The organism is Phytobacter ursingii (genome assembly GCF_001022135.1).
Classification (GTDB): Bacteria; Pseudomonadota; Gammaproteobacteria; order Enterobacterales; family Enterobacteriaceae; genus Phytobacter; species Phytobacter ursingii.
Genome location: NZ_CP011602.1, coordinates 4,786,644 through 4,799,077, shown reverse-complemented (window position 1 = coordinate 4,799,077; position 12,434 = coordinate 4,786,644). Strand labels below are relative to the sequence as shown.

Here is a 12,434-nt window from a genome sequence, read left to right as displayed (position 1 = left end):
CGAAACGCAGACGCATAGCCCGAATAAAGAGAAGCGCATTCGGGCAAGCCCCTTTCCTCTCCCTTTGGGGAGAGGGTTAGGGTGAGGAGAATTTCACGTGGTTCCTCACCCCAGCCCTCTTGGGTAAAAACATTGATTAAGGTTAATTCTATGAAAGCATTACATTTTGGCGCAGGTAATATCGGACGTGGCTTCATCGGCAAACTGCTGGCTGACGCGGGAATTACGCTGACATTCGCCGATGTTAATCAGGTGGTTCTCGACGCCCTTAATGCCCGTCATAGCTATCAGGTCCATGTTGTTGGTGAAAACGAGCAGGTTGACACCGTGTCCGGCGTTAACGCGGTGAGCAGCGTCGGCGACGAAGTCGTTGAGCTGATTGCCTCTGTCGATCTGGTGACGACTGCCGTTGGTCCGGTTGTTCTGGAGCGTATCGCGCCGGCCATCGCCAAAGGCCTGGCAAAACGCAAAGCGCAGGGTGTAGAAGCGCCGCTGAATATCATCGCCTGTGAGAACATGGTGCGCGGCACTTCTCAGCTAAAAGGCCATGTGTTCAACGCGCTGGCAGCAGAAGATAAAGCATGGGTTGAAGCCCATGTCGGCTTCGTGGATTCCGCAGTAGACCGCATTGTTCCGCCTTCTGAATCTGCCACAAACGATCCGCTGGAAGTGACCGTAGAAACCTTTAGCGAGTGGATTGTCGACAAAACCCAGTTTGTTGGCGACCTGCCAAACATCCCGGGCATGGAATTAACCGACAATCTGATGGCGTTTGTTGAGCGCAAGCTCTTCACGTTAAACACCGGGCATGCTATAACCGCGTACCTTGGACAACAGACCGGTCATCAGACCATTCGCGACGCCATCCTGGATGACAGCATCCGTGCAGTGGTGAAAGGCGCAATGGAAGAGAGTGGCGCGGTTCTGATCAAGCGCTACGGCTTCGATGCTGCCAAACACGCCGCGTATATCGAAAAAATCCTTGGTCGTTTTGAGAACCCATACCTGAAAGATGATGTTGAGCGCGTAGGCCGTCAGCCGCTGCGTAAACTGAGCGCAGGCGATCGTCTGATCAAGCCGCTGCTCGGCACGCTGGAATATGGTTTACCGCACGCGAACCTGGTAAAAGGTATCGCCGCTGCCATGCATTACCGCAGTGAACAAGATCCACAGGCGCAGGAATTAGCGACCTTAATTGAAGAAAAAGGCCCACAGGCCGCGCTGGTGCAGATCTCCGGTCTGGACGCAGCAAGCGAGGTGGTAGCCGAAGCTGTTAACGCATACAACGCAAAGGCATGATGCCGAGTTTGGCGCGGGACATCCCGCGCCTGTTAACAAGATTGTCAGATATGCAGGCAATAATGGAACTAACACAGGCTTTCGAAAACCGTGTGCTCGAGCGTCTGAATGCTGGCAAAACCGTACGAAGCTTTCTGATTGCCGCCGTCGAGTTGTTGACCGAGGCGGTAAATATCCTGGTGCTTCAGGTCTTCCGCAAAGACGACTATGCAGTGAAATACGCTGTAGAGCCGTTGCTTGACGGAGATGGACCGCTGGGCAATTTGTCCGTGCGCTTAAAACTGATTTATGGACTGGGTGTAATCAGTCGGCATGAGTATGAAGATGCGGAATTGTTGATGGCGTTACGTGAAGAACTGAATCACGACGGCACAGAATACGCTTTCACGGATGATGAAATCCTGGGGCCGTTTGGCGAACTGCACTGCGTGGCGGCGCTGCCTGCAACGCCGCCCTTTGATACCAGCGACCCCGACCTGTTCGCTATGCAAAAACAGCGTTACCAGCAGGTCGTTCGTTCAACGATGGTGCTTTCCCTGACTGAGCTGATTTCCCGAATCAGCCTGAAAAAAGCATTTCAGAAATAAGCTCGCCAGGTTTATCAGCCGGTTTACTCTGTCTCTTCTTCATGAACACACGCAGGCCGGTAAAGCTGGCGATAATATTCCAGCCGTTCCCGGTACATCTCGACTTTATCTGTCGGAATATCGTCAGGAACACGGTCTTGCTTACGCTGATGCGCCAGGTATTCACGGAACGCCTGGCTTGAAGCGATAAAATCGATCGCTTTATCGATAATTTGTGGGGTGTAGTCACCTAATTTAGCCATTTTCGCCTCTCCTTTTCGCCCAACCGTAAAACAAAGATGGACCTGCATGCGGGATACTTTTAGTGTTTCCGTGCTTTTCTGGGGTTGTTCGCCGCAATGCGGTATCCTTATATTTTAATCAACAGAAACACATTCCTATGAAAGAAGTTGAAAAGAACGAAATTAAACGCCTGAGCGATCGTCTGGACGCTATCCGTCACCAGCAGGCTGGTTTGTCGCTGGTGGAATCCGCCGAAAAATACGCGGAGCTGGAGAAAGAAAAAGAGACGATCGAAGCTGAAATCGAACGTCTGCGTGGTCAGTACAGCCAGAAACTCAGCAAAGAAGCACAAAAGCTGGTGAGCATGCCGTTCAAGCGCGCCATCACCAAAAAAGAACAGGCCGATCTGGGTAAGCTGAAAAAAAGCGTGCGAGGCATTGTGGTTGTGCACCCGATGACCGCACTGGGCCGCGAAATGGGCCTCAAAGAGATGACAGGCTTCGCGAAGAGCGGGTTCTAATCCCGTTTCCCCTTCTTAACCGAAGGGGAGCTTTTTTTTGCTAAAATCCATCCCATCTGGCGTAATCAGCGTAGAAAGTTTAAGCCTGGACAGGGCGGAAAAACCGGAGCGTACACGTAGTAGGTGAGGATTTTGTGCTTCGCTTATCCCGACGGGACCGCCCTGCGGACGTTCAAAACACTCTGCGTCTTGTTTGAGCACTGCCCAGGTTCAAACTAGTACGCAAGATAGCCTGATGGAATGGGCTTCAAGTGGCCCTACCACTTTACACGTTAATGCGTGTCAGTTCACACCCCGCAAAATCACATAAAATTAACATTGCCATTACAAAACACCCGATTAACCTAATGTACAGTGTAAAGCGCTGCCGCTGACTGGCAGTACCACTTTTCCATGCACACAGGTAATGGGGCACACCATGACAGCGATAGCAGAGCGTCTTTCTGAGGATGTTGCACGGCGAATCCGAACACTCATCCGCGACAGAGGGCTGGAGGCCGGTATGCGAATACCGTCTGAACGTCAGCTCGCCCTGCAGCTTGGCGTGTCGCGTAACTCTCTGCGCGAAGCCATCGCCAAACTCATCAGCGAAGGCGTTTTGCTGAGTCGTCATGGCGGTGGCACATTCGTGCGATGGCAGCATGAAGCATGGTCGGAACACAACATCGTCCAGCCGTTAAAAACGCTGCTCGAAGATGACCCGGATTACAGCTTCGATATCCTCGAAGCACGCCATGCTATTGAGGGGAGTACCGCCTGGCATGCGGCGCTACGGGCGACCCCTATCGAGAAGGAGAAAATCCGTCTTTGCTTTGAGGCCACTCTGGCCGAGGACGCGGATCTTGCGTCTCAAGCGGACGTCCGCTTTCACCTGGCGATAGCCGAGGCGTCGCACAATGTCGTACTGCTACAGACCATGCGCGGCTTTTTCGATTTGCTGCAAAGCTCGGTGAAACAGAGCCGCCAGCGCATGTACCAGGTTCCTCCGGTCTTTACGCAACTCACCGGGCAGCACCGTGAAATTATGGACGCCATTTTTGCCGGAGATGCCGGGAGCGCCCGCGAAGCGATGATGGCGCACCTTGGTTTTGTTCACACTACGATTCGTCAATTTGATGAAGACCAGGCTCGCCGTGCGCGCATTACCCGCCTGCCCGACGAACGACCCACGCTTTCTTCTGGAGATAAAGCATGATCATTTCCGCCGCCAGCGACTACCGCGCTGCCGCCCAACGCATTCTGCCCCCTTTCCTCTTCCACTACATCGACGGTGGTGCTTACGCGGAGTACACGTTGCGTCGAAACGTGGAGGATTTGGGTCAGGTTGCCCTGCGCCAGCGGGTGCTGAAGAACATGTCAGCGCTGAGCACGGAAACCACCCTTTTTGGCGAGAAACTGAGTATGCCGGTAGCACTTGCACCGGTGGGGCTGTGCGGCATGTATGCGCGCCGCGGCGAAGTGCAGGCAGCGGGGGCGGCGGACGCGAAAGGTATTCCCTTTACCTTATCGACCGTATCCGTTTGTCCGATTGAAGAGGTGGCCCCCACTATCCAACGCCCAATGTGGTTTCAGCTGTATGTTCTGCGCGACCGCGGCTTTATGCGCAACGCGCTGGAGCGCGCCAAAGCGGCGGGGTGTTCCACACTGGTCTTTACCGTTGATATGCCCACACCTGGGGCGCGATACCGCGACGCCCATTCCGGTATGAGTGGACAAAACGCCGCATTGCGCCGCTACTGGCAGGCAGTGACACATCCTCAATGGGCGTGGGATGTCGGGCTCAACGGTCGTCCGCACGATCTGGGGAATATCTCCACCTATCTGGGGAAGCCGACAGGACTGGAAGATTACATTGGCTGGCTGGCGAATAATTTTGATCCCTCCATTTCCTGGAAAGACCTGGAGTGGATCCGTGAATTTTGGGATGGCCCGATGGTGATCAAGGGGATCCTTGATCCAGAAGATGCGCGTGACGCGGTACGCTTTGGCGCAGACGGGATTGTGGTATCTAACCACGGCGGGCGTCAGCTTGATGGCGTGCTCTCTTCCGCCCGTGCATTACCCGCCATTGCCGATGCGGTGAAAGGCGATATCGCGATTCTGGCGGACAGCGGCATTCGCAACGGGCTGGATGTCGTGCGGATGATTGCGCTGGGCGCAGACACGGTGCTGCTGGGGCGCGCGTATCTCTACGCACTGGCGACGCATGGCCGCGCCGGTGTCGCTAATCTGCTGAACTTAATCGAAAAAGAGATGCGGGTAGCGATGACACTGACCGGGGCAAAATCCATCAGTGAGATCAGTAAAGACGCGCTGGTGCAGGAGCTGGCTAAGGTTCCTGCGGCGCTGGCACCGTTGTCGCAGGGGGATGCAGCGTAAGTAAGAGCTCTCTGATGCCCTCACCCCGGCCCTCTCCCACAGGGAGAGGGAGAAAAAACACCCAATTTCACACCGGGCAGAGGAAAAGTTCCCACAGGGGGAGGGAGAAAAAACACCCAGTCTCACACCGGGCAGAGGAAAAGTCCCCACAGGGAGAGGGAGAAAAAATACCCAATTTCACACCGGGCAGAGGAAAAGTTCCCACAGGGGGAGGGAGAAAAAACACCCAGTCTCACACCGGGCAGAGGAAAAGTCCCCACAGGGAGAGGGAGAAAAAACACCCAGTCTCACACCGGGCAGAGGAAAAGTCCCCACAGGGAGAGGGAGAAAAAACACCCAGTTTCACACCGGGCAGAGGAAAAGTCCCCACAGGGAGAGGGAGAAAAAACACCCAGTCTCACACCGGGCAGAGGAAAAGTCCCCTCTCCCTCCGGGAGAGGGTTAGGGTGAGGGTCAGAAAAAATTCTGCTATCCTGCCCCCGCTATCAAGGGGGCAGCATGTTAAACATCGTTTTATTCGAACCAGAAATCCCACCGAATACCGGGAACATCATCCGCTTATGCGCCAATACGGGCTTTCGCCTGCATATCATCGAACCCATGGGTTTTACCTGGGATGATAAACGCCTGCGCCGTGCCGGGCTGGATTATCATGAGTTTGCCGCCGTAAAGCGCCATCATGATTACGCAGCCTTTGTCGAGTCTGAACAACCGGAACGTCTGTTTGCTCTCACCACCAAAGGGACGCCAGCGCACAGTGCGGTGAACTATCAGGACGGGGACTTTCTGATGTTTGGCCCGGAAACGCGCGGATTACCGGCATCAATCCTGGACGTCTTACCGCCGCAGCAAAAAATCCGTATTCCGATGATGCCGGACAGCCGCAGCATGAACTTGTCTAATGCGGTATCGGTGGTGGTGTATGAAGCCTGGCGCCAGCTGGGATACCCTGGCGCGGTACTGCGGAGCTGAATCAGCGTTCTCCGGGAGGCGGCGCGTAGCGCCTGTGCGGGCTACCAGAAAGCGCTCGGCTTTGTAGCCCGGACAGATGCGTAGCATCGCCTCCGGGCACTAAATCAAATCCCGTCACCGTACTCAAACCCGTGGTTAATCCCATTAAAATGCTGATCCATATCCATCGCGGGTTTGTCAGATTCCGGCTTGCCGACAATGCGCGCCGGAACGCCTGCGGCAGTGGTATGCGGCGGCACAGGTTGCAACACCACGGAGCCTGCGCCGATTTTCGCACCGCGCCCCACTTCGATGTTGCCGAGGATCTTCGCCCCGGCGCCAATCATTACCCCTTCACGAATTTTCGGGTGACGATCGCCGCTGGTTTTGCCAGTACCGCCCAGCGTCACTGATTGCAGAATCGATACATCGTCTTCAATGACCGCGGTTTCACCCACCACGATGCCTGTGGCATGGTCGAGCATGATGCCGCGTCCGATTTTGGCTGCCGGGTGGATATCAACCTGGAACGATACTGAGACCTGATTTTGCAGGAAAATAGCCAGCGCACGGCGTCCCTGGTTCCACAGCCAGTGGCCGATGCGGTAAGCCTGTAGCGCGTGAAAACCTTTCAAATACAACAGCGGCGTGGAGTATTTATCCACCGCCGGGTCGCGGGTACGCACCGCCTGAATATCGCAGGCCGCGGAAGCGATCATCTCCGGGTCAGCCGCGTAGGCTTCTTCCACCACTTCACGAATGGCGATGGCAGGCATAATGGGTGACGCCAGCTTGTTTGCCAGCATATAGCTCAGCGCGCTGCCCAGGTTTTCATGCTTGAGTAACGTTGCGTGGTAAAAACTGGCCAGCATCGGCTCACAGTCCGCCAGCGCCCGGGCTTCGGCTTTAATATTATTCCAGACGATATCCAGTTCTTCACACGGCATTGCTTACTCCAGACGTAATAAGTTCAGCCAGTCACTGCTTAACTGGCTGAGGACATAAACACAAAATCATTCTTGCTGCGTCGCGACGGCGAGGCTGGAATCCCCGGGCACCTACATAAGTCAGTGACCCGGGACGCAGCGGAAGCCAACAAAGAGGCAACGTCAAGGATGAAGTGCATGCTAAATACTGCTGCGCTCGTCCTTGCGCGCGCGACCTAATAAGGTCAATGCTGCCTCGCGCGCATTTTTTCCGCAATACAATACCTGATAAATTTCCTCGGTTATTGGCATTTCGACACCAAACCGATGCGCCAGAGCGCGAACTTCTTTGGTATTGCGGTAGCCTTCAACGACCTGACCAATCTGGTCTTGTGCCGTTTGCACGTCCATTCCCTGCCCCAGCGCCATACCAAAACGACGGTTGCGCGACTGGTTATCGGTACAGGTCAGCACCAGGTCCCCTAACCCCGCCATACCCATAAAGGTGGCAGGATCGGCGCCCAGCGCCGTTCCCAGACGCGACATTTCGGTCAAACCGCGGGTGATAAGCGCCGTTCGGGCGTTAGCGCCAAAACCGATGCCGTCCGACATCCCTGCGCCAATGGCAATGACGTTTTTCACCGCACCACCAAGCTGCACACCGACAAAATCCGGATTGCTATAGACGCGGAAGCTTTTACCACAGTGCAGCAATTGCTGGAGATCCTCGGCAAATACCGGGTCAGTCGATGCCAGAGAAATCGCCGTTGGCAGACCTGCCGCCAGCTCCTTCGCGAAGGTCGGGCCGGAGATAACCGCCAGAGGAATCGCATCGCCCAGCACTTCACGCGCGACGTCCTGCAACAGGCGTCCCGTCTCGGCTTCCAGACCTTTGGTGGCCCAGACAATGCGCGCATCGCTACGCATCAGCGGTTTAATCTGTTGTAAAACATCGCCAAACACATGGCTTGGTACGACTACGAGAATGTTACAGCTGGCCGCCAGAGCGGAAGCGAGATCGCTCTCCAGCGCAAGCGTATCAGGAAAAGGCACATCAGGAAGGAAAGCGGCGTTACAGCGGTCATGCTGTAAGGTCGCAATATGTTTCGGGTCATGGCCCCAGAGAACAACCTGGTGGCCATTTCTTGCCAGTGTGATGGCAAGAGCGGTGCCGTAAGAGCCGGCACCGATCACAGTCATTTCAGCATTGCGTGCGTTCATCAGGCATCCTGATGTTGTTCAGCACCTTCGCCAGCCTGCTGCTGCAGATAGTTCATGAACAGCGCATCAAAGTTCACCGGCGCAAGGTTCAGTTGCGGGAAAGTACCGCGGGAAACCAGGCTGGTGATGCACTCACGCGCGTAAGGGAACAGAATGTTCGGGCAATACGCACCGAGGCAATGCGCCAGCTGATTACCATCGATACCGTCAATGGAGAAGATACCACCTTGCTGTACTTCGCACAGGAAGCCCGTTTCTTCGCCCAGGGAAGCGGTAACGGTAACACGCAGTACCACTTCATAAACGCCTTCAGCCAGCTGAGTGGATGCAGTATCCAGATCCAGTTTCACTTCCGGCTGCCAGTCTTTCTGAAACACGTGTGGAGCATTCGGTGCTTCGAAAGAGATATCTTTAGTGTAGATGCGTTGAATCTGGAAAGTCATTTCCGTGTTGTTTTGTTCAGACATGTCTAAAACCCTTAAGTGTTGTCCTTAATACGCTTTATTCTTCAGGCTGCCTCTGTTTGTCGGCCTTGACGCAACGTGAATCACTTCGTCTATGCATTAACGCAACAGCGGATCGAGCCCACCGCGCGCGTCCAGCGCATATAAATCATCACAGCCGCCAATGTGCTGTGCATCAATAAAAATCTGCGGTACCGTCGTACGGCCACTACGTTTAATCATCTCTTCGCGTTTAACCGCGTCGCCATCGATCGGCAGTTCTTCAAAAGAAACGCCTTTGCTGCTCAGCAGCGCTTTTGCGCGATGGCAAAACGGGCAGGTTGCTTTGGTGTAGATCTCAATATTGGCCATGACTGTTCCTCTGAATATTACTTGCCGCGTACCAGCGGAAGATTCTCGCCGCTCCAGCCTGCGATGCCTTCTTTGAGCACGAAAACTTGCTCAAAACCGGCCTTGATCAGCGCGTTTGCAGGTTCCTGAGCCTGCATCCCGGAGCCGTCCACGACGATAACCGGTTTGCTTTTGTGTTTCTCAAGCTCACCTACATTATTGGCCTTGATTTCGGTTGGCAGCAAATTCACGGAGCCTGCGATATGACCTTTTCGGAAATCATCGCGCTGGCGCAAGTCCACGACAACAGCATCTTCTTTGTTGATCAGACGTGTCGCTTCACCGCGGGTGATCACTTTCACTTTCGATGCGAAACTTTTGAACGTCATGAACAGCACCGCCCCCAGTAATACAATCCAGGCGAGGCAAAGTACGGGGTGGCGACTAACAAATTGCATAATTTCTTGCATGGGGGGTAACAGCTCCCGAATCAGTGAGTAAAAACCAGGAAAGGAGTATACCTGTGCGGTGTAGCAAATACAGCCAGCGAGCGTAATGGAATGCATTTTCTGCGGACTGTTACGAAAAAAAATCATCAACGCCGCGAAATCCTCACCGCCTGCGGCGGTATTCTTTGATCTTCTGCGGCTATTTTATCGATTCAGCTGTAGTAAAATTACGCAAATTTTTCGTCTTTGAGCATGAGGTTGTCGCAATGTCGGTTTCTAAAAAACCTATGGTACTGGTGATCCTGGATGGCTATGGCTATCGCGAAGAGCAGCAGGATAACGCAATTTACAGCGCAAAAACTCCCGTTATGGACGCCTTGTGGGCCAAACGCCCGCATACTCTGATTGACGCTTCTGGTCTGGAAGTCGGTCTGCCAGACCGCCAGATGGGTAACTCCGAAGTGGGGCACGTCAACCTGGGTGCAGGCCGCATCGTGTATCAGGATTTGACCCGTCTGGATGTTGAAATCAAAGAACGCACTTTTTTCAGCAATCCGGTTCTGGCGGGCGCGGTTGATAAAGCCGTTGCTGCGGGCAAAGCCGTTCACATCATGGGCCTGCTGTCTGCCGGCGGCGTTCACAGCCATGAAGACCACATCCTGGCCATGGTCGAGCTGGCCGCTGAGCGCGGTGCGGAAAAAATCTACCTGCACGCGTTCCTGGATGGTCGCGATACGCCGCCGCGTAGCGCTGAGTCCTCACTGAAACGTTTTGAAGACAAATTCGCCGCGCTGGGCAAAGGCCGTGTGGCATCCATCATTGGCCGTTACTACGCTATGGACCGCGACAATCGTTGGGACCGCGTAGAACAAGCTTATGACCTGATGACACTGGCAAAAGGCGAATTCCAGTTTGCCAGCGCCGTTGAAGGTCTGGCTGCGGCCTATGCGCGCGACGAAAACGATGAATTTGTGAAAGCCACCGTGATCCGCGCTGAAGGTCAAGCCGATGCGGCAATGGAAAACGGCGACGCGCTGATTTTCATGAACTTCCGTGCAGACCGCGCACGCGAAATCACCCGCGCATTCGTTAACAGCGATTTCGACGGTTTCGCCCGGAAAAAAGTGGTGAACCTCGATTTTGTCATGCTGACCGAATATGCCGCAGACATCAAAACCGCCGTTGCATACCCGCCAGCCTCCCTGGCGAACACCTTCGGCGAATGGATGGCGAAGAAAGACAAAACTCAGTTGCGTATCTCTGAAACGGAAAAATATGCTCACGTGACGTTCTTCTTTAACGGCGGTGTTGAAGAGCCGTTCCCGGGCGAAGACCGTATTCTGATTAACTCTCCGAAAGTGGCAACATACGATCTGCAGCCAGAAATGAGCTCCGCAGAGCTGACAGAAAAACTGGTTGGCGCTATCACCAGCGGTAAGTACGACACCATCATTTGTAACTACCCGAACGGCGACATGGTCGGTCACACCGGTGTGATGGAAGCGGCAATCAAAGCGGTTGAAGCGCTGGATCACTGTATTGAGCAGGTAACCAAAGCGGTGGAATCCGTTGGGGGTCAGTTGCTGATCACCGCCGACCACGGTAACGCTGAGCAGATGCGTGACCCGGCAACCGGCCAGGCGCACACTGCCCATACTAACCTGCCAGTCCCGCTGATTTACGTTGGCGATAAAGCACTGAAAGCGGTCGAAGGTGGCAAACTTTCCGATATCGCACCGACCATGTTGACCCTGATGGGCATGGAAATCCCGAAAGAGATGACTGGTAAGCCGCTGTTCATCGTGGAATAATCGCTCCCCATGAGGGGAAAGGCGATTTTTTCTGTCACATTGGCCGCAGTCAGGCCTTTGCTTTGCGCCAGCGCTTTTAGCGCTGGCGCATTGTTGTGCGCCTTTTCTGCCCACGCGGATGACCGCGACCAGTTAAAATCCATTCAGGCGGATATCGCCGCAAAAGAACGCGACGTACGCCAGCAGCAACAGCAGCGTTCCGGCCTGCTTGCGCAACTCAAAGCGCAGGAAGTCGCCATCTCCGCAGCCACGCGGCAACTGCGCGAAACACAGAACACCCTCGCCCAGCTCAATAAGCAAATTGATGCCATGAACGCATCGATTGCCAAACTGGAAAAACAGAAAGCGACGCAAGAGCATAATCTGGCCGCCCAGTTGGATGCCGCGTTCCGCCAGGGCCAACATACTGGCGTTCAGTTGATTCTCAGTGGCGAAGAAACCCAACGCGGGCAACGCCTGCAGGCCTACTTTGGCTATCTCAATCAGGCCCGGCAGGAGACTATCGCGCAACTCAAGCAAACGCGCGAAGAGGTTGCCACGCAGAAGGCGGAGCTGGAAGAGAAGCAGAGCCAGCAGCAAACGCTGATGTACGAACAAAAAGCACAGCAGGCGAAGCTGGAACAAGCGCTCAGCGAGCGTAAGAAAACGCTCGCCGGGCTGGAGTCATCTATCCAGGAAGGGCAGCAACAGTTAGGCGAACTGCGCGCGAACGAATCCCGCTTGCGCGATCGACTGGCCCGTGCCGAAGCCGCCGCCAAAGCGCACGCCGAGCGTGAAGCTCGCGAAGCGCAGGCCGTACGTGAAAAACAGCAAGATGCATCCCGTAAAGGCACCACCTACAAACCGACCGAAGGCGAACGTTCACTGATGTCCCGTACTGGTGGACTGGGTGCGCCATCCGGCCAGGCTTTCTGGCCCGTTCGCGGTCCGTTGCTACATCGCTATGGCGAACAGCTGCAGGGTGAGCTACGTTGGAAAGGGATTGTTATCGGCGCGTCTGAGGGTAGCGAAGTCAAAGCCGTGGCCGACGGGCGGGTGATCCTCGCCGACTGGCTGCAGGGATATGGCCTGGTGGTCGTGGTTGAACACGGCAAGGGCGATATGAGTTTGTACGGCTACAACCAGAGCGCGCTGGTGAGCGTAGGCGCGCAAGTCCGCGCCGGTCAGCCGATAGCCCTTGTCGGGAGCAGTGGCGGTCAGGGTAGACCTTCACTTTATTTCGAAATTCGCCGCCAGGGTCAGGCGGTCAATCCACAGCCGTGGTTGGGAAGATAA

The 12,434-nt window shown here is 54.9% G+C and carries 14 protein-coding genes; 8 read left to right on the top strand and 6 right to left on the bottom strand.

Annotated features, from left to right (window positions below; genetic code table 11):
- Nucleotides 1-150 precede the first annotated feature (150 nt).
- Both mtlD and mtlR read left to right on the top strand, forming a co-directional pair.
- A complete protein-coding gene (gene mtlD, locus AB182_RS26195; RefSeq protein ID WP_047372618.1) occupies nt 151-1,299 on the top strand; it encodes a mannitol-1-phosphate 5-dehydrogenase in 1,149 nt (382 codons plus the stop codon).
- Nucleotides 1,299-1,886, top strand: a complete 588-nt coding sequence (gene mtlR / locus AB182_RS26190) for a mannitol operon repressor MtlR (protein WP_103245146.1) — start codon at nt 1,299-1,301, stop codon at nt 1,884-1,886. Before mtlD ends, mtlR begins: the two co-directional genes overlap by 1 nt.
- A 23-nt stretch (nt 1,887-1,909) precedes the next feature.
- On the opposite strand, the gene AB182_RS26185 is transcribed toward mtlR, so the two are convergent.
- Nucleotides 1,910-2,128, bottom strand: a complete 219-nt coding sequence (locus tag AB182_RS26185) for a hypothetical protein (protein ID WP_047372617.1) — start codon at nt 2,126-2,128, stop codon at nt 1,910-1,912.
- Between the two features lie 137 nt (nt 2,129-2,265).
- Here AB182_RS26185 and AB182_RS26180 point away from each other — a divergent pair, with 137 nt between their 5' ends.
- From AB182_RS26180 to trmL, 4 genes are all read left to right on the top strand, one after another.
- Entirely contained in the window at nt 2,266-2,628 is a 363-nt protein-coding gene (locus tag AB182_RS26180; RefSeq protein ID WP_047372616.1) for a YibL family ribosome-associated protein, read from the top strand.
- Nucleotides 2,629-3,046: 418 nt separating this feature from the next.
- Entirely contained in the window at nt 3,047-3,823 is a 777-nt protein-coding gene (gene lldR / locus AB182_RS26175) for a transcriptional regulator LldR (RefSeq protein ID WP_047372615.1), read from the top strand.
- Nucleotides 3,820-5,007 carry an FMN-dependent L-lactate dehydrogenase LldD gene (gene lldD, locus AB182_RS26170; protein WP_047372614.1) on the top strand — a complete coding sequence of 396 codons (1,188 nt, stop codon included), beginning with the start codon at nt 3,820-3,822 and terminating at the stop codon, nt 5,005-5,007. Before lldR ends, lldD begins: the two co-directional genes overlap by 4 nt.
- Before the next feature lie 498 nt (nt 5,008-5,505).
- Nucleotides 5,506-5,979 (top strand): tRNA (uridine(34)/cytosine(34)/5-carboxymethylaminomethyluridine(34)-2'-O)-methyltransferase TrmL, encoded by a 474-nt coding sequence (gene trmL / locus AB182_RS26165; RefSeq protein WP_047372613.1) that lies wholly within the window; start codon nt 5,506-5,508, stop codon nt 5,977-5,979.
- Between the two features lie 104 nt (nt 5,980-6,083).
- Here the strand turns inward: trmL and cysE are convergent, their stop codons facing one another.
- The 5 genes from cysE to AB182_RS26140 form a co-directional block, all read right to left on the bottom strand.
- Entirely contained in the window at nt 6,084-6,905 is an 822-nt protein-coding gene (gene cysE, locus AB182_RS26160) for a serine O-acetyltransferase (protein ID WP_047372612.1), read from the bottom strand.
- Between the two features lie 180 nt (nt 6,906-7,085).
- The gene (gene gpsA / locus AB182_RS26155) at nt 7,086-8,105 is read right to left on the bottom strand and encodes an NAD(P)H-dependent glycerol-3-phosphate dehydrogenase (RefSeq protein ID WP_047372611.1); all 1,020 of its coding nucleotides are present in this window, start codon (nt 8,103-8,105) and stop codon (nt 7,086-7,088) included.
- Complete coding sequence (gene secB / locus AB182_RS26150) at nt 8,105-8,572, bottom strand: protein-export chaperone SecB (RefSeq protein ID WP_039080135.1); 468 nt, start codon at nt 8,570-8,572, stop codon at nt 8,105-8,107. The genes gpsA and secB overlap by 1 nt, the downstream gene beginning before the upstream one ends.
- A 96-nt stretch (nt 8,573-8,668) precedes the next feature.
- Nucleotides 8,669-8,920, bottom strand: a complete 252-nt coding sequence (gene grxC / locus AB182_RS26145) for a glutaredoxin 3 (protein WP_039080134.1) — start codon at nt 8,918-8,920, stop codon at nt 8,669-8,671.
- A gap of 17 nt (nt 8,921-8,937) precedes the next feature.
- Nucleotides 8,938-9,369, bottom strand: coding sequence for a rhodanese-like domain-containing protein (locus AB182_RS26140; RefSeq protein ID WP_047373450.1), 432 nt, complete (start codon nt 9,367-9,369; stop codon nt 8,938-8,940).
- Nucleotides 9,370-9,614: 245 nt separating this feature from the next.
- Between AB182_RS26140 and gpmM the strand changes: the two genes are divergently transcribed.
- Nucleotides 9,615-11,159, top strand: a complete 1,545-nt coding sequence (gpmM, locus tag AB182_RS26135; RefSeq protein ID WP_047373449.1) for a 2,3-bisphosphoglycerate-independent phosphoglycerate mutase — start codon at nt 9,615-9,617, stop codon at nt 11,157-11,159.
- A 9-nt stretch (nt 11,160-11,168) separates the two neighbouring features.
- Nucleotides 11,169-12,434, top strand: coding sequence for a murein hydrolase activator EnvC (gene envC / locus AB182_RS26130; RefSeq protein WP_047372610.1), 1,266 nt, complete (start codon nt 11,169-11,171; stop codon nt 12,432-12,434).

What these genes read in the sequence shown, in the direction of transcription:
- mtlD (WP_047372618.1), top strand. Translation starts at nt 151, where the DNA reads ATGAAAGCATTACATTTTGGCGCAGGTAATATCGGACGTGGCTTCATC.
- mtlR (WP_103245146.1), top strand. Translation starts at nt 1,299, where the DNA reads ATGCCGAGTTTGGCGCGGGACATCCCGCGCCTGTTAACAAGATTGTCA.
- AB182_RS26185 (WP_047372617.1), bottom strand. Translation starts at nt 2,128, where the DNA reads ATGGCTAAATTAGGTGACTACACCCCACAAATTATCGATAAAGCGATC.
- AB182_RS26180 (WP_047372616.1), top strand. Translation starts at nt 2,266, where the DNA reads ATGAAAGAAGTTGAAAAGAACGAAATTAAACGCCTGAGCGATCGTCTG.
- lldR (WP_047372615.1), top strand. Translation starts at nt 3,047, where the DNA reads ATGACAGCGATAGCAGAGCGTCTTTCTGAGGATGTTGCACGGCGAATC.
- lldD (WP_047372614.1), top strand. Translation starts at nt 3,820, where the DNA reads ATGATCATTTCCGCCGCCAGCGACTACCGCGCTGCCGCCCAACGCATT.
- trmL (WP_047372613.1), top strand. Translation starts at nt 5,506, where the DNA reads ATGTTAAACATCGTTTTATTCGAACCAGAAATCCCACCGAATACCGGG.
- cysE (WP_047372612.1), bottom strand. Translation starts at nt 6,905, where the DNA reads ATGCCGTGTGAAGAACTGGATATCGTCTGGAATAATATTAAAGCCGAA.
- gpsA (WP_047372611.1), bottom strand. Translation starts at nt 8,105, where the DNA reads ATGAACGCACGCAATGCTGAAATGACTGTGATCGGTGCCGGCTCTTAC.
- secB (WP_039080135.1), bottom strand. Translation starts at nt 8,572, where the DNA reads ATGTCTGAACAAAACAACACGGAAATGACTTTCCAGATTCAACGCATC.
- grxC (WP_039080134.1), bottom strand. Translation starts at nt 8,920, where the DNA reads ATGGCCAATATTGAGATCTACACCAAAGCAACCTGCCCGTTTTGCCAT.
- AB182_RS26140 (WP_047373450.1), bottom strand. Translation starts at nt 9,369, where the DNA reads ATGCAAGAAATTATGCAATTTGTTAGTCGCCACCCCGTACTTTGCCTC.
- gpmM (WP_047373449.1), top strand. Translation starts at nt 9,615, where the DNA reads ATGTCGGTTTCTAAAAAACCTATGGTACTGGTGATCCTGGATGGCTAT.
- envC (WP_047372610.1), top strand. Translation starts at nt 11,169, where the DNA reads ATGAGGGGAAAGGCGATTTTTTCTGTCACATTGGCCGCAGTCAGGCCT.